The 19,107-nt window shown below is 60.7% G+C and carries 17 protein-coding genes; 5 read left to right on the forward strand and 12 right to left on the reverse strand.

What is annotated here, in order from left to right:
- Position 1: 1 nt before the first annotated feature.
- Complete coding sequence (locus QO005_RS09590) at positions 2-613, reverse strand: YitT family protein (RefSeq protein ID WP_307157795.1); 612 nt, start codon at positions 611-613, stop codon at positions 2-4.
- Between the two features lie 339 nt (positions 614-952).
- Here QO005_RS09590 and QO005_RS09595 point away from each other — a divergent pair, with 339 nt between their 5' ends.
- Both QO005_RS09595 and QO005_RS09600 read left to right on the forward strand, forming a co-directional pair.
- Entirely contained in the window at positions 953-1,261 is a 309-nt protein-coding gene (locus QO005_RS09595) for a hypothetical protein (protein WP_307157796.1), read from the forward strand.
- Between the two features lie 227 nt (positions 1,262-1,488).
- Positions 1,489-2,577, forward strand: a complete 1,089-nt coding sequence (locus QO005_RS09600; RefSeq protein ID WP_307157797.1) for an RHE_PE00001 family protein — start codon at positions 1,489-1,491, stop codon at positions 2,575-2,577.
- Positions 2,578-2,634: 57 nt separating this feature from the next.
- Here QO005_RS09600 and QO005_RS09605 read toward each other — a convergent pair whose 3' ends face one another.
- The 5 genes from QO005_RS09605 to QO005_RS09625 are packed head-to-tail and all read right to left on the reverse strand — an operon-like array spanning position 2,635 to position 8,563.
- Complete coding sequence (locus QO005_RS09605; protein WP_307157798.1) at positions 2,635-3,516, reverse strand: dihydrodipicolinate synthase family protein; 882 nt, start codon at positions 3,514-3,516, stop codon at positions 2,635-2,637.
- 14 nt (positions 3,517-3,530) lie between these two features.
- Positions 3,531-5,147 (reverse strand): ABC transporter ATP-binding protein, encoded by a 1,617-nt coding sequence (locus tag QO005_RS09610; RefSeq protein ID WP_307157799.1) that lies wholly within the window; start codon positions 5,145-5,147, stop codon positions 3,531-3,533.
- Positions 5,140-6,066: an ABC transporter permease gene (locus tag QO005_RS09615; RefSeq protein ID WP_307157800.1), complete on the reverse strand. Its 927-nt coding sequence runs from the start codon at positions 6,064-6,066 to the stop codon at positions 5,140-5,142. The genes QO005_RS09610 and QO005_RS09615 overlap by 8 nt, the downstream gene beginning before the upstream one ends.
- A 14-nt stretch (positions 6,067-6,080) precedes the next feature.
- Complete coding sequence (locus QO005_RS09620; RefSeq protein WP_307157801.1) at positions 6,081-6,995, reverse strand: ABC transporter permease; 915 nt, start codon at positions 6,993-6,995, stop codon at positions 6,081-6,083.
- A gap of 59 nt (positions 6,996-7,054) precedes the next feature.
- Entirely contained in the window at positions 7,055-8,563 is a 1,509-nt protein-coding gene (locus QO005_RS09625; protein ID WP_307157802.1) for an ABC transporter substrate-binding protein, read from the reverse strand.
- A 317-nt stretch (positions 8,564-8,880) separates the two neighbouring features.
- On the opposite strand from QO005_RS09625, the gene QO005_RS09630 reads away from it, so the two are divergent.
- From QO005_RS09630 to QO005_RS09640, 3 genes are read left to right on the forward strand one after another with little or no spacing between them, the layout of a single operon-like run.
- Positions 8,881-10,077 (forward strand): sialidase family protein, encoded by a 1,197-nt coding sequence (locus tag QO005_RS09630; protein ID WP_307157803.1) that lies wholly within the window; start codon positions 8,881-8,883, stop codon positions 10,075-10,077.
- Positions 10,074-11,024: a 4-hydroxythreonine-4-phosphate dehydrogenase PdxA gene (gene pdxA, locus QO005_RS09635; protein WP_307157804.1), complete on the forward strand. Its 951-nt coding sequence runs from the start codon at positions 10,074-10,076 to the stop codon at positions 11,022-11,024. The genes QO005_RS09630 and pdxA overlap by 4 nt, the downstream gene beginning before the upstream one ends.
- Before the next feature lie 5 nt (positions 11,025-11,029).
- Complete coding sequence (locus tag QO005_RS09640; protein ID WP_370878039.1) at positions 11,030-12,148, forward strand: iron-containing alcohol dehydrogenase; 1,119 nt, start codon at positions 11,030-11,032, stop codon at positions 12,146-12,148.
- A 129-nt stretch (positions 12,149-12,277) separates the two neighbouring features.
- Here QO005_RS09640 and QO005_RS09645 read toward each other — a convergent pair whose 3' ends face one another.
- The 6 genes from QO005_RS09645 to QO005_RS09670 form a co-directional block, all read right to left on the reverse strand.
- On the reverse strand, positions 12,278-13,006 hold the full coding sequence (locus QO005_RS09645) for a FadR/GntR family transcriptional regulator (protein ID WP_307157806.1): 729 nt from the start codon (positions 13,004-13,006) through the stop codon (positions 12,278-12,280).
- Positions 13,000-14,043 carry a four-carbon acid sugar kinase family protein gene (locus QO005_RS09650; protein ID WP_307157807.1) on the reverse strand — a complete coding sequence of 348 codons (1,044 nt, stop codon included), beginning with the start codon at positions 14,041-14,043 and terminating at the stop codon, positions 13,000-13,002. Before QO005_RS09650 ends, QO005_RS09645 begins: the two co-directional genes overlap by 7 nt.
- A 208-nt stretch (positions 14,044-14,251) precedes the next feature.
- The gene (locus QO005_RS09655) at positions 14,252-15,601 is read right to left on the reverse strand and encodes an amidase (RefSeq protein ID WP_307157808.1); all 1,350 of its coding nucleotides are present in this window, start codon (positions 15,599-15,601) and stop codon (positions 14,252-14,254) included.
- 22 nt (positions 15,602-15,623) lie between these two features.
- Positions 15,624-16,526, reverse strand: coding sequence for an ABC transporter permease (locus tag QO005_RS09660; protein ID WP_307157809.1), 903 nt, complete (start codon positions 16,524-16,526; stop codon positions 15,624-15,626).
- Entirely contained in the window at positions 16,523-17,578 is a 1,056-nt protein-coding gene (locus QO005_RS09665) for an ABC transporter permease (protein ID WP_307157810.1), read from the reverse strand. The genes QO005_RS09660 and QO005_RS09665 overlap by 4 nt, the downstream gene beginning before the upstream one ends.
- Entirely contained in the window at positions 17,575-19,062 is a 1,488-nt protein-coding gene (locus QO005_RS09670; RefSeq protein WP_307157811.1) for an ABC transporter ATP-binding protein, read from the reverse strand. The genes QO005_RS09665 and QO005_RS09670 overlap by 4 nt, the downstream gene beginning before the upstream one ends.
- Between the last annotated feature and the right edge of the window lie 45 nt (positions 19,063-19,107).

Raw genomic sequence — 19,107 nt, forward strand, 5'->3', positions numbered from 1 at the left:
ATCAACTCCAGGCCAGATAGCGTCCCGGCCGGTGATTGATGGCGATGATCAGATTTGTGATGGCCGCTCCCAACAGCGAAAGGAACAGACGATCTGTCGGGATGACGAAGAAGGCTGAAATCATGATTGCGGCATCAATGGCCAGCATGACATATCCGGCCCTGAGCTTGAAATGGTCCTGCAGATACATGGCGAGGATGTTGGCGCCGCCGAGCCCGGTGCGGTGGCGAAAGAGCATCAACAGGCCATTTCCGATCAAGGCGCCGCCGATGACGGTCGCATAGAGTGGGTCGAGCGCGGAGAAGCTGATCCAGCGCGGGAGAAGCTGGGAAATGACTGCTACCAGTGAGGAAGCAAGAAAGGTGCGGATCGTAAAGGCTGCCCCCATGCGTTTATAGGCTAGAATGTAAAATGGCAGGTTCACCACGAAGAAGATGGGACCGAATCCGAGGCCCGTTATATAGCTGAGCAGCAAGGCGAGCCCGGCCGTGCTTCCCACCAGCAGGGTGGTATTGGCATAAATGAGTGTGCCAAGGGAGACAAACAGTGTGCCCAGGCACAGCGCAATGACATCTTCATAAAGGCGGTGACGCTGTACGGCTTCTTGGTTCATGAGGTGGCTTTTCAAAATCACGGGGTTGAAATGGACTCTATGGGACAAGCTTTGCCAGTCGCGGGCAGGGCATGCAAGACCTGTTGACAGCTGTCAACGGATGACGGTTGACAGCTGTCAACATGTGGATCGGCGTGAGGGAATCGCAGTTTATCTGCACTAGCGATCCGCGTTCGATCCTGTTCAGACCTTCTTTACGAATATTTGCAATAACGGTTTTGGCGCGGTGGGTATTGCGTATGCGCCACCTTATTTCCTGACCGCATTTTCATTTGCCTCGACAATGCCACACGAATCGTGTCTGCGCCCAAGCCTGTTTTTCAGTTTGGGAATGCCACCTTGCCGAATATCGAGACTGCGCTTCTTTCCATCATGACCGAGTATTTTTCCGTGAGAGATGAGGCCGCGGCTCTGCGTCAGCATCTCGAAGTCCTGCGCGTCGACATGGGATTTGCAGTCTCTGAATTTTATAATCCGCGCCGCAACCCCGTTCATCAGCAGCAAGTTGCGGCCTATGCTAAGTTGCGTGGCCGTCTTTCTGATCTGCTTGCTGAAGCAGAGCGTCTTGTGCGCGCTGCCGCAGGTCTGATGAAAGGGGAAGGGGATAGCGCGCCCGAGGAAGCCAAATCCGAGGTTTCTAACGGTTAAGGGGCAGAGGCGGGGTTCCCGCCGTATCTGATCCTGTTAGCGTAGACGCAGCCCGGGCCGAATTAAGGGCTCAATGCCGCGATTTTCCTTTCGTTCCAGGATGAACTGAGTTATATTCATCGCATTCCCAGACAAAAAGCCCGAAAAACGCTCTCATCCTTCAGTTGGAGTGATGAAAGTGACGGCTTGATTCGCTTTCATTAGGCGAATCGGGTATCCATAAAACAATGCGTTACACCTTTCACACTCTTCCGCTGGCAGAGCTTGTTGTGCCTGCTTCTAAGGCAGCGGAGACGATCGTGCGGCTGGACGAAAGGCTCGCGCGTTCAGCCATCGCGCCCGGACTGAAGGCGAGGGGGGATTATGCGGATGCGGTGGCCAGCCTGTGGCTGGATGGTGAGTTGGTGCATATGGAGGACCTCGTCTTTCATGATGCGCGTATGGACCTGCGCAGCCCGACCCATGAACTGACCTTGGCGCATCTGATCCTGCGCACGCGCAGGGATATTGCGGCCCAGCCCCCTGATTGGCCGTTTTCAGAGGCGGGTCTGCGACGGCTGAGGGGCCGACAGGGGCAAATCGAAGAGGCGACGCGCGTGGAGACGGCAGTCCAGCAGCCTGAGCCAACCGCTGCACCAGACGATGCTTTCGAGGCGGAGTTGCGTGCCTTTGATGCGCTGCTGGAGCGCACCGGCAAGGTGGTGCAGGAGGCATGGTCGGAAACCCGCTCTCCCCTGCCAAAGGATCCTCTCGTCTACGATCTGGATTGGAACGAGGATGAGCGTCTGTCCGAATGGCTGGATGTCGTCAACGGCTGTCGGGTTCTACCCCCCGTTCTTGCGGCTGCAGTCGTTCTCGATGCCTGGCAAACTCTGTCGGTCAGCGAGCATAGCCCCTGGCTTGGGCGTCTTCTGGCGGCGGCCTATCTGGTGCGGGAGGGGACTGCCCGGCATCATCTACCCGCCTTTTGCACCGGCCTGAAAGCCGTGCCAAGAGAGCGCCGTCATGCGCGCAGCCGCACGGTGCGGCTTCTTGCCATTTTGGAGGGGCTGCAATTGTCCGCCGAGTTCGGCCTGAAGGAACATGATCGGCTGATACTGGCGCGCGCGGGTCTGGAGCGCCGTTTTGAAAGCAGCCGTGAGAACTCCCGCCTGCCGCAGCTTGCAGATTTCGTTCTCTCGCGGCCGATGGTCAGCACACGCATGGTGGCGCGGGAATTGTCCATCACGCCGCAAGGCGCGCTCATCCTGATCAAGGCGTTGAACCTGCGTGAATTGACGGGGCGGGGACGCTTCAGGGCCTGGGGTATTTTATAGCGGGAGATGGGCGACTTCTACCAAGGGTCATTGAAAATGGCTCTTGGTATTACGCCCTCAAGCCAGACCGAATTTCTTCAGAAGCGTCAGGATTTCCGCATCCTGTGCGTCATCCGGCAGAAGAGCAGGCTGGCGGCTGGCGCCCACCGACGCATCCTGGAGATAAAGCGCCCGCTTGACCATGGCCGGTGCATAGCCCAGCGCGTAAAGCTCCGTTCTAAAAGCTGTGAAGAGTGCCTGTTGCTGCTCTGCCCGCGTTTCATCCCCGCGATTGAAAGCTGCAACAATGGCTGCAAGCACATCCGGCATGGCATTGCCGAGACCGGATATGCAGCCTGCCGCGCCATTCTGCATCGCCCACAGCACCAGATGATCAGGGCCGGAATAGACCTGAAAGTCAGGAACCTCCCGTCCCACTTGAAGATAGGCTTCCAGCGTCTCAAGCGCTCCGCCGGAATCCTTGATGCCAGCGATGTTGCCATGGCGTGCCAGCGTCCGTGCCGTTTCCGGCTCGATATGGTTTTGGGTCCTGGCAGGAATATCGTAAAGATAGAGGGGTGTCTGCACGGCATCTGCTATGGTTGAAAAATGCCGGATCAGCCCGTCCTGCGTGCAAGCAATGAAGAAGGGGGTGATGACGGCAATGCCGTCGACGCCGATCCTGTCAAAAGCCTTGGCCAGCTGCAACGTCTCGAAGGTGGCGGGCATGCCGGCATTGACGATCACCTTGGCTCGACCGGCCACCTCATCGACAACCGCTTCCGTCAGGCGGATTTTTTCCTCATGGGTCAGCGCCGTAAAGTCGCCATTGGTGCCAGCGCACATGATGTTGTTTCCCGCCGCCACCTGACGGCGAACCTGTGCGCGCGTTGCTTCATAATTGATGGTTTCATCCTCGTTGAAGCAGGTGGCGAGGGCAACGAAAGCCTGTTTGGTCATGGAAAATCCTCTTTTCAAAGAGCGCTGCGTTTCACCTGCTGCCGCTCGGCCTGGACATCCGGGTCGGGGTCGAGGCTGGCGGCGAGAAGGTCGCGGGTATAAGGCTGGCGCGGGGCCTCGAACACCTGCCGGACCGTGCCGAATTCCACCAGTTCACCCTTCTGCATGACCATGACGTGATCGGCGAAATCCCTGACCACTGGCAGGTCGTGGGCTATGAAAATGAAGGAAAGGCCCATATCCCGCCTCAGCCGGTCCAGAAGCGCGATCACCTGCGCCTGAACGGAGACGTCGAGCGCCGAAACCGCCTCGTCGCAGATGATCAGTTGCGGCTCCAGCGCCAGGGCCCGGGCAATGGCGATGCGTTGCCGCTGACCGCCGGAAAACTGATGCGGATAGCGCCGCATATGCTCGGGCTTAAGGCCCACCTGCTCCAGAAGTTCCTCCACGCGCGCGCGCCATTTGGCCTTGGGCAGGATCTCAGGATGGATCACCCAGGCTTCGGAAATGAGCTGAAACACCGTCATGCGCGGATTGAGCGATTGTGTCGGATCCTGAAACACCATCTGCAGATCGCGCCGCAAGGCATAGAGTTCGGCTGATGACAGCGTGAAAAGATCGCGGCCTTTCCACAGGGCGCTGCCGCCATCCGGTTCATCGAGCCGCAGCAATATGCGAGCCAGAGTCGATTTTCCGGAGCCGCTTTCGCCCACCACTGCAATGGTTTCGCCGGGCATCAGATCGAAGGAAATACCCTTGAGGGCCGTAAAGGCTCCATAGGTCTTGCGCACATCGCGAACGCTGAGGATCGGTTCCCGGGGGGCAGGTGGCTGATGCATCTCACCCTTGCCGGGCGCGGCATTGATGAGCTTGCGGGTATAGGGATGCTGGGGATTGCGATAGACCTCGCGCACACTGCCCGATTCCACCAGCACGCCCTTTTCCATCACCACTACCCGGTCGGCAATCTTGGCCACCACGCCGAGATCATGGGTGATGATCATCACCGCCATGCCGGTTTCCTGCTGCAATTCCTTGAGCAGAGCGAGAACCTCTGCCTGAACGGTTACGTCCAGCGCTGTCGTCGGTTCGTCGGCAATCAGGAGATCAGGACGCAAGGCCAGCGCCATGGCGATCATCACCCGTTGCCGTTGGCCACCGGAAAATTCGTGCGGATATTTCTTCATTGCCCGTTCGGGTTCAGGAATGCCAACCCGGCCCAGGAGCCGTTGCGCCTCGCTCTCGGCTTTCTCCCTGTCCATGCCATGCGTGGTCATGGCCTCGCGGATCTGCCAGCCCACCGTGTAAACGGGATTGAGATGGCTCAGCGGGTCCTGAAAGATCATGGCTATTCGCCGGCCATTGATCTCACGCCGCTGGTCGGCGGGCAGGGTGAGAAGATCCTTGCCATCCAGCAGGATTTCACCGCTGGCGATCCGCCCTGGCGGCATGTCGATGAGGTTCATGATTGCCGAGGAGGACACCGACTTGCCGGAGCCGCTTTCCCCCAGAATGGCGAGAGTTTCGCCGCGATCGACATGATAGGAAATGTTGCGGACCGCCTGTACGGTGCCGCTGGCGGTATGAAACTCCACGGAAAGATTGCGCACGTCCAGGAGATGCTCAGCCATGTTTGTGGCCTTTCATTTCCAGCCGCCAGCGCTGCACCGGATCGAGCGCGACGCGCAGCCAGTTGGACAGAAGGTTGAGCGACAGGGTGGTGAGAATGATTGCAAGGCCCGGCCAGAAGGACAGCCACCATGCGTTGGTCAGATATTGCCGTCCCTGCGAGATCATCAGGCCCCAGGTGATATCCGGCGGCTGGATGCCGATGCCGAGGAAGGAGAGGGCGCTTTCCGCCAGCATGACATAGGCGAAATCCAGCGTGGCGAGCGTGGTCAGTGTCGGCAGCACGACCGGCAGGATGTGGCGGAAGAGAATGCGCGTGCTGGAGGCTCCCATCACCCGCGCAGCCTGCACGAACATGCGCTCGCGCACTTCCAGCACCTCCGCCCGTGTCGTGCGGATATAGACCGGAATACGGGTAATCGACAGCACCAGCATGAGATTGAGAATGGAGGAGCCCAGAAGATAGAGCACGATCACCGCAATCAGCAGCGAGGGAAAGGACATGATGACATCGGCCAGCCGCATGATGATCTGCCCGATGCGCGGGGCGGCAAAGCCGGCCAGCAGCCCGAGCACCGTGCCCGCGACAGAGGACAGAAGCACCGCGCCAGCGGCAATCATCAGCGTATGCTGGGCGGCGGCGATGATCCGCGCCAGCAAAGGACGGCCCAGCGCATCGGCGCCAAGCCAGAAAACCCATTCCCGTTGCCAGTCGAAGGGCGCGAGATTGCGCCCTCGCAAGTTCTGCTTGATCGCAAGGTCTCCCAGCCACTGAGGGCCGATCAGGGCAAGAACCAGCATGATCAGCAGGAAGAGAACGGCGATAAGCGCAAACTTGTCCGCCCACAGCATGCGCATCATGCGCAGGACAAAGGAGGGTTCATCCGCAAGGGTGGTCTCGGTCGTGGTGGAAAGGCTCATGATATGTCAGCCTCTCAATGGCGAATACGCGGATCGAGCAGCGAATAGGCAATATCGATCAGCAGGTTCATGAGGAATATCGCAAGCGCGGTTATCAGAATGGCGGCCAGCACCACGTTGAAATCGCGCTGAAGAATGGAATCGATCATCAGCTTGCCAACGCCCGGGAAGCCGAAGATGGTTTCCACCACCACCGCACCGTTCAAAAGGCTGGCGGCCTGATCGCCGATCACCGTGATCACCGGCAGCATGGCATTGCGCAGCGCGTGGATGAAGATGATCGGCCCGGATTTCACGCCCTTGGCACGGGCGGTCTTCACATAGGCGGAGGAGAGGGACGAGATCATTGATCCCCGCACCACCTGCACCAGAATACCAAAGGGCCGCACGAACAACACGGCAATGGGCAGAATCCAATGCGCCAGCGTCCCGGTCCCGGAGGTCGGCAGCCAGGCGAGATGGACGGAGAAAACGACGATGGCGACGATGGCCAGCCAGAAATCGGGTACAGAGGCGCCGATCAACGAGATCATCGAGGCGAAGCGGTCGAAAAATCCGCCGGAGCGGAAGGCTGCCAGCGAACCGACGACAATGGCGGCCACGGTGACCAGCGACATGGTGATCACCGCCAGCCAGAGGGTCCAGACAAAGGCTTCCAGCACCACATCCAGCGCGGGGCGCGCCTTGCGCAGCGATTCACCGAGATTGCCGGTCGCGACATCCGCGACATAATGCAGGAACTGCACCATCAGCGGATCATTCAGGCCGTGCAGGGCGCGGAATTGCTGTTTCAGCTCTTCCGAGGCCTCCACCGGCAGGAAAAGTGCTGCCGGATCGCCGGTCAGCCGAGACAGGAAAAAGACCATGACCACAAGCCCGATCAGCGAGATCAGGCTGGCGATGGAGCGTTTGCGAATGAAGCTGAACATGGTCACCTCCCAGGAAGACCGACAGGCGGAGCGGGTCCGCCTGTCGATCATGTCCAAGATTACTTGATGCCGATTTCCGACAGTTGCAGCATGGAGTTGGTGGCAATGGTCGGCTTGAAGTCCAGACGCTCGGAGACGCGGGAGAAGCCCACCATGTGGAAGAGCAACACATCGGCCACCACATCGTCATGCAGATAGGCAATCAGCTCAGACCAGAGCTTGGCGCGTTCATCTCCCACGGCTGCCGAGGCCCGCGTGATCAGGTCATCGACCTTGGGGTCGGAAAAGCCGGATTGCGTTCCCTTCGAGTCATATTTGAAGAACATGGTGAAGGAGGGGTCGCCCTTGGAATTGTCGTGCATGGCGGCCACGATCTGCGGGCCACGGCCTTCCTTGAACGGCTTGGAATAATAGGTTTCGTGCTCCGCGACTTCCACGAATTTCAGCTCCACCTTGAAGCCCACATCCTGCAATTGTGCCTGGATGGCCTCCATGATTTCCGTGACATTCGGGAAGTTTGCCGTCCGGGCAATAATGGTGATCGGCGTCTCCACCTTCACGCCATCTGCCTTGGCCTCTGCCAGCAGCTTCTTTGCGGCCTCCGGATCGTAAGGGAAGACTTTCACATCCGGGTTCCAGCCCAAGGTGGTTGGCGGTACGAGTGCCGTTGCCAGCACGGCGCTTTCCGGCACCAGCGTTCCGAGGAAAGCCTTGCGATCGATGGCAAGGTTCAGCGCCCGGCGCACGCGGACATCGTTGAGCGGCGCGATATTGTGATCCAGCCGCAGATAGACCGTCTCACTGTCGAGATAGGAGAAATCGGTTTTGGGATTGGTGGCGTCGAGCTGCGAAATCGAAGGCGCAAGATCAGCCTCGCCGGTCTGCACCATGGCGGCGCGGACGGACGGATCGGCGCGGAACAGATAGGTGGCTTCCGTCACCTGCGGCTTGGCGCCCCAGTAATCATTCCGCGCTGTCAGCACGATCTTCTGGCCCGGTGTCCAGTTGCTGAGCTTGTAAGGGCCGGTGCCGACGGGTTCGCGCACAAACTCCATCTTCGTCTCTTCCGGCACGATGGTCACCAGAGACATCAGCAGCGGCAGGATGGGCTGGGCGGGCGAGGATTTGAAATCGATGGTGTAATCGTCAACCACCGTTGGAGTGATCGTCATGCCGCCGAAATAGCGGCGGGATTCGCAGGCATTCTTGTCGCTCATGATGCGCTCGAAGCTGTGCTTCACATCCTTGGCGTCAAAGCTGGTGCCGTCGGAAAATTTCACGCCGTGGCGCAGGTGGAAACGCCAGCTGCCATCGGCCTGCTGCTCCCATTTTTCGGCAAGCCGTGGCATCACGCCCTTCTTGCCGCGCACATCCAGCTCCGTCAGCGTTTCGCTGACATTTTCCATGATGATGCGACCGATATTGGAGCGCGTCGCCATGCAAGGCTCCAGCAGGTCTGCCTCTTCCGCCAGCACGATCTTGATCGGCCCCGACGCCGCATGGGCGGGTATGACGCCCGAGAGGGCCGCCCCCAAAACCAGGGCGCCCGTCATCATTCTCTTTTTCATGTCCTTCTCCTCCCAGATCAGAAACGCGGCGTTTCAAGGCCCTTTCGCACGCGTGCGCAGGGCTTCAACCTCCTGAGGGCGTGGCAACCCGTCCCGGCTGCGACCGCCTTAGCCGTGAAGAAAGCATTCACACTCTCGGTGTTTTTGTCAAATTAATTTTCATTTCTCTGTTCTCGGCGCATGATGGATTATAATTTACGATATCAAAATCAGTAACTTATGACGAGAAATCCCTTCTTCTTGTGCCCAAATTTTAAAAATGAAAACTTGACAACTTGTGTTTTTTGCAATTTCCGTGATGGCAAGAGGAGACTGCGATGACCCCTGACGACATTGCCCAGGCCATGGACGGCGTGCTGAAACCGCTTTCGGAAGGCCGGCAGGAGGCCTTTCTACCTTCGCCGATGATCCAGAACCATGCCAGCTTTCTGCACCGGCTGGCGGATGACAGCCTCGTCTGCGTCTGGTTCGGTGGAACGCTTGAAGGAAAATCCGATATTTCCATTTTTGCCTCGGTGCTTTTGCCGGGAGCCAGCCAATGGGGGCCGCCGCAGCAATTGAGCCGCGATCCCGCGCATTCCGAGCAGAACCCGGTGCTTTTTACCGCCCCCGATGGCGCAGTCTGGTTGTTTCACACCGTGCAACCCTCCGGCAATCAGGATGAATGCCGCATTCGCATGGCCCGCGTCCTCAGCGATCCGGCCCAGCCGCACAGGCTCGCGACGGAGGAGGGGCGCTTTCTCGATCTGCCGCGCGGCTCCTTCATCCGCGCGCCGCTGCTCGTCCTTGAGGATGGCGCATGGGCAATGCCGATCTTTCGCTGCATCCAGCGCCCCGGGCAGAAGTGGAATGGCAGTCATGATACCGCCGCCCTCGGGCTTTCTTACGATGGCGGCAACACATGGCAGTTGCAAGACCTGCCGCAATCCATCGGCTGCGTCCATTTCAGCCCTGTTCAGGGAAAGGGAAATGGCCTCTCCGGCTTCTTCCGCAGGCGTCAGGCGGATTTCGTTTATCGCACGCAGAGCAGCGATGGCGGCGCAAGCTGGTCAAAACCGCAGGCCACAGACGTTCCCAACAACAATTCGTCCATTGCCGCCATTCGTTTGAGAGACGGGCGGATCGCCATGATATGCAATCCGGTCAATGCCGCACAGTCACAAGAGCGGCGGCAATCGCTCTACGATGAACTGGGCGTGGAGGACGAGCGGCCGGACGCCGATCCGACCGGCGGCTGCGTGCCGGTCTGGGGTGTGCCGCGCGCGCCGGTCAGCCTTTGCCTGTCGGCGGATGATGGCCTGACCTTTCCGACGAGACTGATCGTTGAAGACGGGCCGGGCACCTGCCTTTCCAATGACTCGACGGATGGACGCAACAAGGAAATGTCCTATCCCTGGCTGCTTGAGGGGCCGGATGGGGCGCTTCACATCACCTATACCTATCATCGCCGCGCCATCAAATATGTGCGCCTCGCGCCAGGTTGGAGCGCGATGGCCAACGGGAGGCTTGCATGAGCAACATCATCGGCATCACCATGGGCGACCCCTGCGGCGTCGGCCCGGAAATTACCGTTCGCGCCCTGGCGGAGATGGCCGAGGCCGAACGGCAGGCCACGAAAATCTATGGCAACCTGCCGACGCTCGAAGCTGCCCGTAAGGCACTCGGTCTGGATATCGATCTTGCCCCGTATGTGGTCGATCTGCCGGTGGAAGGTGCGCCGCTTGCCTGGGGTACGCTGTCACCCGTTGCGGGCGATGCCGCCTTCCGCTTCATCGAAAAGGCGGTGCGGGATGCCCAGTCAGGGAAGATCGGCTGCATCGTCACCGCGCCGATCAACAAGGAGGCGCTCAATCTCGCCGGTCATCATTATGATGGCCATACCGGCATGCTGCGCAGCCTGACCGGTTCCAGTGCTGCCTATATGCTGCTGGCTTCCGAGCGGCTGAAGGTCATCCATGTCTCGACCCATGTTTCCCTGCAGGAGGCCATCCGCCGCGCCACCACCGAGCGGGTGCTGAACACGATCCGGGCGGGCCATGCGCATCTCAAGCGCATCGGTTACGATCAGCCTCGTATCGCGGTGGCGGGTGTCAATCCGCATTGCGGTGAAAACGGCCTTTTCGGCAGTGAAGACGACGACCAGATTGCGCCCGCCGTCGCCGCGGCGCGGGCCGAAGGCATTCATGTCTCCGGCCCGATTTCGGCGGATACGGTGTTTCATCGCGCCTATTCCGGGGCTTTCGATCTGGTCGTCGCGCAATATCACGATCAGGGCCATATCCCGATCAAGCTCGTAGCCTTCGACACTGCCGTCAACGTTTCGGTGGAGTTGCCGATCGACCGGACTTCGGTTGACCATGGCACCGCCTTCGACATTGCCGGCAAAGGCATTGCCAATCACGGCAACATGAATGCGGCGATCGCCTATGCGCGCAAGCTGGTTTCTGGCCGGAAAGGATGAAATCCATGGCAATTGCACCCATTCTCCTTCATCAGCCGCGCCGTCTGGCGGTGGGCGCGGGTACGATTTCCGAGGTCGGCGGCTGGGCGGGCGCGGTGGCTTCAACGCTGGTGATTGCAAGCCCGCTGACGGCAAAATTCGTGGATCGGCTGCAGCTTTCCGGCAAAGTCACGGTGTTTTCCGATCTCCCCGGCGAGCCGGATACCGCAACGCTGAATGCCGCACTTGCCGCTGCCCAGGCGGCCAGGCCTGATCTGGTCGTCGGGCTTGGCGGCGGCTCGGTCATGGATGTGGCCAAGCTGGTAGCCGCCTTGTGGGATACGGATGAAAAGCTTGAGGATGTCGCCGGTCCCAACAAGGTGAGGGGCCGCCATTCAAGGCTGGCGCAGGTGGCCACCACGGCGGGGACGGGTTCGGAGGCTGGCATTCGCGCCCTGATCACCGATCCCGCCAAGGGCAGCAAGATTGCCGTCGAAAGCCCTCATCTGATTGCCGATTTTGCGGTGCTGGATCCGGAACTGACTTATTCCGTCCCCTCTGCCGTCACGGCAGCCACCGGTATCGATGCCATGGCCCATTGCGTGGAAGCCTTCACCAATCGCAAGGCGCATCCGATGATCGATGGCTTTGCCCGTATGGGCTTTTCGCTGGTGGGCCAATATCTTGCCCGGGCGGTGAAGAATGGCGAAGACACGCAAGCCCGGGAAGGGCTGATGCTGGCCTCCTATTACGGTGGCATCTGCCTGGGGCCGGTCAACACCGCCGCCGGTCACGCCATTGCCTATCCGCTCGGTACGCTGCTGCATCTGCCGCATGGTCTTGCCAATGCTCTGGTCTTTCCGCATGTACTCGCCTTCAACCAGCCAGCCGTTGCCGCCAAGACAGCGGAAGTGGCCGAGGCGCTGGGACTGGGGGCGACGCTCTCGCAAGCCGATCTGAGCAAGGCCGCCACCGAATTCTGCGCCAAGCTCGGGATCGAGATGTCGCTTGCCGCCCATGGCGCCAAGGAGGCCGATCTTGATCGTTATGCCACGGATGCCCATGCCATCCGCCGGCTGATGGACAACAACCCCATCGACATGACGCTGGACGATGTAAGGGAAATCTACCGCAAGGCATTCTGATGGGCGGCTTGCCCGGCACATCCTGCTAGATCGTTTCACTGTTTCACGGAAACATTGAAACGCTTTAGCTCTTTGTTTCTACGCATTTCCGGACGGAAAACCAGTTTCCACTTTTCTCGGGACAATGCTTCAATCCTGCTGGGATGGCTGGAAAAGCCGTTCCCGCGAGCCCAGCAGATGATCATGCATCAGTTGCCGCGCCGCTTGCCCGTCGCGGTCGGCAATGGCCTTGGCAATTGCTTCATGTTCGGCAAAGACGCGCATGAGGCCCGAGGCCTCCCGCTTCACCGATGCGCCATGAAATTTCATGCCGACGGCGATGTGGTCCTTCAAGGCTTCCATGGCCGTGGAGAAATAGGTGTTACGGGCCGCACGGGCAATGGCAAGGTGAAACTGGTAATCGGCATCCTCGCGGTGGGACTGGCGGTTCGTGGCATCGCGCATCAGTTCCAGCGCCTTGCGAATGGCGGCAAGCCTCTCTTCATCATGGCGTTCGGCGGCGGCTGCTGCCGCGGCAGGTTCCAGTGTCAGGCGAAACTCATAGCAGTTCAAAAGATCGGCGACATTCTCAAGCTGGCCAAAGCCCAGCGGCTCTTTTAACCCTAGCGCCCGCACATAGCTGCCGGATCCGCGCCGGGAATAGATGAAGCCCTGCTCCCGCAGCCGCCGCAGCGCTTCGCGAATAACGGGCCGCGAGACTTCGAATTCCGTGGCCAGTTCATGTTCGGTGGGCAAGCGCTCATCCGGCTTGTAGGCGCCGGATTTGATGGCGCGATGCATACGCTCGAAAATCAGGTCGGGAAGCCCGCGTCGCTCCGCACTCTTTCGGACCGCCGTCTGGTCGGATTTTTTCAGCATGTCTGTTGCCCGGCTTGCTCGTCGCCCAACATCTGCCGGGCGATCCTCCACAAGGTATCAACTTGCCCAAAGCCGCCCGACTTCGCAATGATGCAATGGTCGCCTGCCCAGCCAAGGCCCAGACCCGGCAGGCATTCTCCCATCAGCCGCAGCCGCGTCACGCCCATTGTTCTCATCACGGCTTCCGCCGTCGCGCCGCCGGACAGCAGCAATGTCCTGGCCTTCTCGGTCAGCATCGGCACGGTGCCCGCAGCCAGCCGCTCGGAAACGAGATGCGGCGGAACATCACCCTTACCCGGTATCGCCTGCACAAGCACCACCGGGGCATCCGCATGGGTGGTGGCAGGCACTTCCCCATTGGGAGCCGCGATGGAAACGATCGTGCCCGCGGCTTCAAGACATTCGATCTGCGCCAGCGTGATCGGATCGCGCGAGCCGATGATGAACACGCCCGCTCCCTCAGGAACAGGCACCAGTTTGGCAGGCCGTGCCGTCATGCTCCGTGCCAAAGCCTCGGCCAGACCACGCGCGCCGATGAGAAGATCGGCACCCTCTGCCTGCACGGTCGCCAAAGCCCTGTCCATCTCCGCTTCACTTGCGGCGTCTTCGATCCGGCACTTTCCGGCATGAACACCGAGCCGATCCGCGACAGGAATCGGCGTCTCGACGCCGAAGCCTTGCAGGCACCCATTGCGAACGATGCGCCCGAAATCTGGAATGGCGGGCTGCACCAGAGCGCGGCGAAACGGGATGGCATCCAGTTCGGCCGCGATATGCCCCTTGAGCCGGGAATCGATTTTCTTGAAAAGTGTTATGTCCGGCGGCAGCCGGGAGAGCACCTGCGCCGTCAGCTGCCGGGCTTCCTCCGGCGTGCCGTCACGGCAGCCGAGATTGATGCTGATGACAGAGCCAGCGGCCTGAAGCGCCGCCTCAAGCCCCTCCGGCGAAGGCAGCACATCCGTGGTAAGCCCCCGCCCGGCAAAGGGGGCGGCTGCATCTATGGCCCCGGTCAAGTCGTCCGCAAGAATTGCAAGCACGGCGTCATCCTAAAAGTTGTTAGGTTATAGTTTCATAAAATCCTTTTAAGTCAATGGATAAGATAGTTATGGTAACAGATGTCTCCTGAAATGGATCTGGGCGTCATGATAGCCGGTCATGATGCCGCCGTTTATCTCACCGGTTCGGATCGCTCTGAAGGATAGGGGATCCGTTGGTTGGTCATGACGGCTTTCTGGCATTCCAAAATCAGACCTCTCGCCTTGAATGGGCGAAATTCAGAAGTGTGTCGTCTCTTCCGAAACCGCCGACAAGCTGCGCGCCGATGGGCAGGCCCTCCCGTGAGGTGGCGACGGGAAGACTGATGGCCGGAAGGCCCGCGATATTCACCCAACCGGTGAAGACCGCGTGGTCTCGCGGCCCTGCGGGTTTGCCGTCGATCACGTCCGGATAGGCTTGATCGGCTGGCCATGGCAGGGCTGCGGCGCTGGGTGTGAGAATGAAATCATAGTCGCGGAACAGGCTTGTCAGCGCGGCGCGCAGTGCCGCAACGTCCTCCAGCGCCGCGATATAATCCGCGCCGCTGATCCTGTGGCCATCTTCGGCCATGGCCTGAACCGAAGCACCGCCGAGAGAGACCAGATCCGGATAGGTGCGCATGAGATAGGCAACGCCCGAGCGCGATATGACACGCCAGACGCGGTTGACGAGATCGAGATCGAAAACCAGACCGTCCTTTATAATCTCCGCCCCCTGCTGCGCGAGTTCGCAGGCGAAGCCGTCTATGGCGGCGGCGACTTCAGGATCGACCGGACTGTCATTGAACTGCGGGATATAGAGAATACGGGGCCGTTCGATATCCAGAGAGGGTGCTTCCCGAAGCAAGGAGCGCCGGTCCATGGGATGTGCGCCCTTGAGCACGCCATCGAGAAGGATGGCGTCGGTAACGGTGCGCGTCACGGTTCCGATCACTTCGAAATCGAGAAGGATGGCGGGGAAGCCTGATCCACGGGCAATGCGCCCGGTCGACGGCTTCCAGCCGACCAAGCCGGTATGACAGGCGGGCCGCCGGATCGAGCCGCCGCCATCCGTGCCGATGGCTGCAGGCACCAGCCCAGCCGCAACGCCCGCCGCTGCGCCGCCCGAGGAGCCGCCGGGCGTCAGGCGTGGATCGATGGGGTTGCGCGTGATGCCGAAAAGGTCATTGCCGGTATAGCCCTCCAGGGTCAGTTCCGGCACATTGGTCTTGCCGATCAGCACAGCGCCCGCGGCCCGCAGCCGGGCGACGGGCAGTTCATCATGCTCAGGCACGAAATCCTTCAAGGCGCGGCTGCCCCAGCTTGCCGGAAGGCCCTTCATCAGAAGATTATCCTTGATCGAAAGCGGAATGCCCTCCAGCGCCGATCGCGCTTCACCGCAGGCCAGGCGTCTGTCGCTTTCGCGGGCAGCCTGCTCTGCTCCCGCGCGGTCGAGAGCGACAAAGCTGTTGAGGTTGCCATCCAGGGTTTCGATGCGTTCCAGGCATCGTTCAAGCAGTGACTGGGCCGTCAGGGCGCCGCTTCGCAAGGCTTCGGCCAGCCCGCTGATATCCTCCGGCATGGGGCGGTTTCCTTTCGTGATGTCAAAGAGGCTTGCCGATGGCGGCAGGCAATTTGCTGGAGCGTCCAAGCCCGGCCAATACGGCCAGCGCGATGACATAGGGCGCCATCTGCATGACATAGGAGCTTAGGGGAACGCTCATGGATTGCAGGCGAAGTTCAAACGCTTCCGTGGCGCCGAAGACAAGGCAGGCTACCGCCGCACCCCATGGGTTCCATCGCCCGACGATGAGGGAGGCAAGCGCCAGATAGCCGCGTCCTCCCGTCATGCCATCGGTGAAGGTTCCGACCTGCTGGAGCGAGAGAACCGCGCCGCCAAGGCCGGCAATGGCTCCGCAGCCGATCACCGCGCACAACCGGACTTTCAGCGGATCGCTGCCGGCAGCAAAAACCGCCTCGGGATTTTCCCCTGTCGCGCAGAGGATCAGGCCCGCCTGGGTCCGGTAGAGAAGGAAGGAGAGGGCCGCGCAGCCAATCAGCGCAAGGTAGGTGAGCGGTGGCTGGATGAAGAGCAGCGGCCCGAGAACGGGAATTTGCGAGAGGCCCGGAATGGCGAAGGATGAAAAAGGCTCCAGATGAATGGCAACAGGACTGCCGCCTCCCGACAGGATGCGCATGATGTAGGTCGTCAGCCCGAGGGCCAGGATATTGCAGGTAAGCCCGGTGACCATATTGTCCGCCCGGTGCCGGACGGTGACAATCGCAACCAGCGTGGCGATCAACCCGCCGCCAATGGCCGCGAAGATCAGGCCCGCCAGGGAAAATCCGGTGAGCCAGCTTCCGATAACGGCGGCGAAGGCCCCCGTCAGCATCATGCCCTCCAGCCCGACCGCGAAGACGCCCGCGCGCTCGGACAGAATTCCGCCAAGGGCCGCAAAGATCAGCGGCGTGGCGATACGGATCGCGGCGGCAAGAAAATCGATCATGACCGGCGCACCGTTGCGGCAAGAATGAAAAGCATGGTTGCGGCCTCAATGACGGTGACGAGAGAGGAGGGCACGCCGATCTGTCTCTGCATGGCAAGAGCCCCGGTTTCGAGAAATCCAACGAAGAGTGCGGCGGGAATGGTGAGCGCCGGTTCCAGTGCGCCGAGCAGGGCAACCGTGACCGCCTTGAAGCCGAAGCCGCTGGAAAAGCCTTCGATCAGCCGGTGTTGCAGTCCGAGAATTTCCACGCCACCGCCAAGGCCTGCCATGGCGCCCGCACCCAGCATGAGTTGCCAGGTGATGGCGGCAATCGAAAACCCGGCATAGGCGGCGGCTGGCCGCGAGCGCCCGGCAACGCGAACCGCAAAGCCGAAAGTCGTTTTCCAGAGAAGGAAGGAGACGATGACTGCGGCGATCACCGCAAGAATGATGCCGATGTGGAAATCGAAGGAGGGCAGGCGCGGCAACCAGACGGATCGCGGCATCAGCGGCGATTGCAAAAAGCCAGCCCCCGGCTGGCCGAGCGCTCCAGACAGCAGCAATTGCACCAGAAGCAGTGCCACGAAGTTCAAAAGCAATGTGGCAAGAACCTCGTGAACACGGCGATAAAGATGGATTGCCGTGGCAAGCCCGGCCCATAGGCCGCCCGTTACGGCTGCGGCGATGAGCGCTGCGATGGCGGCCATCGCGCCGGGCGTTCCCGGCCAGGCGAGAATGATGGCCGTTGCGCCGATCCCGCCCATGGCAATCTGGCCATCGGAGCCCATATTGATGACGCCTGCCCGAAAGCAGAGGGCAAGACCTGCGCCCGCGAACAGATAGGGCGAGGTGCGGTTGAGCGCGACGCCGATCTGATGCGGTGAACCGAAGGCGCCCGCCAGCATGGCGGCGAAGGCTTCGAGCGGGTTCTTCTGTGCAAGCAGGATAAGAAGTGCCGCGACCGCAAGCGACAGGGCAAGCGCCAGCAAAATCCGGGGAAGAAGACCGTCTTTCCTGAAGCGCAGCGAAAGCCGTTGGGAGGTCTCGCCCTTGGTGGTGACACTGTTGTTCATGCGGCACGCTCCGACATCCACAAGCCGATCTGCGGCAGGTCTACTGCCTGCCGGGCGACAATCCCGGCCAGACGACCGCTGGCCAGAACCGCGACACGATCCCCCACGGCCAGAACCTCCTCCAGTTCGGAGGAAATGTAGATCACGGCGGATCCTGCATCCCGCAGGGCGATGATCTGCTCCAGCACAAAGCGGGTTGCACCGGGATCGAGCCCCCATGTCGGTTGATGGGCCACCAGCACGGCAGGCCGCCGCGCAAGTTCGCGGGCAATGACGATCTTCTGCTGGTTCCCGCCCGAAAGGCTGCCGGCCTTGGCAAGAGGCGAGGGCGCGCGAATATCGAACTGGCGCATCAGGGTTTCTGCCTTTCGGCGCCCTGGCATCATGCTCAGGAGGCCACGCGCGCTGTAAGGCTGGCGTTTGACATCCCGCAGCATCAGGTTTTCCATGATCGTCATGCCCTTGACGAGCGCGGTCATCGAACGGTCCGCTGGCATATAGGCAAGGCCTTTTGCAGTTCGGCTGGCGGGAGTGGCGTGGGTCACATCATCTGCGTCGAGCGTGAGAGAGCCCTGATGTATCCGCCGCAGTCCCGCCAGGGTTTCCGCCAGTTCCAGCTGGCCGTTTCCATCGACGCCTGCGATGGCGAGAATTTCGCCACCCCGCACCTCAAGATCAAGCGGCCCGAGACCCTTGGCCGCCAGCTGGCGCAGGCTGAGGCGAATGTCACCTCCATCCTGTTCCTTCACCACATAAGGGGTCGTCACATCGCGGCCCACCATCATTTCGGCAAGGTGCGCCTTGTCGGCCCCTGCGACCACCGCCTTGCCGGAGACCCTGCCGGCGCGCAGGACCACGACCTTGTCGCAGACCTCGATCACCTCCGGCATCTTGTGGGTGATGAAGATGATGCCTTTGCCCTCGCCGCGCAGCCGCTTGAGGATGACGAGCAGATCGCGCACCTCCGTAGGCGCCAGGTTAGAGGTGGGCTCATCGAGAATAAGCAGGTCGGCATCGCGCAGCACCGCTTTCAGGATTTCGATACGCTGTCTTCGGCCCAGGGGAAGGTCCGCCACCGTGGCGTCGGGATCAAGATCGAGACCCAGTCTGCGGCTGGTTTCACGGATTTTCTCGGCGATCTCCCGCCGTTTCAGCAGCTTGCCCGCGGCAGGCCAGCCCAGCATGACATTGTCGAGAACGGTCATCGCTTCCACCAGCATGAAATGCTGATGGATCATCGCAATACCGAGTGCCATCGCCTCGCCCGGACGATGGCCAGACAGTTCACGCCCCCGGAAGACAATGCCGCCGCCATCCGCTTCGACCATGCCGAACAGGACTTTCATCAGCGTGCTCTTGCCCGATCCATTCTCGCCCAACAGGCCGACGATTTCGCCCGCGAATACATCGAGGTCGATACCGTCATTGGCGCGCACGCTGCCATAGACCTTCACCATGCCGCGCATTTCCAGGAGAGCAGCCATTCATTCCTCGAATTTAGGAGGGGGAGGCGCGAAGCAGGCTCGCGC

This window comes from Allorhizobium paknamense, assembly GCF_030815125.1.
In the GTDB taxonomy this organism is placed as follows: Bacteria; Pseudomonadota; Alphaproteobacteria; order Rhizobiales; family Rhizobiaceae; genus Allorhizobium; species Allorhizobium paknamense.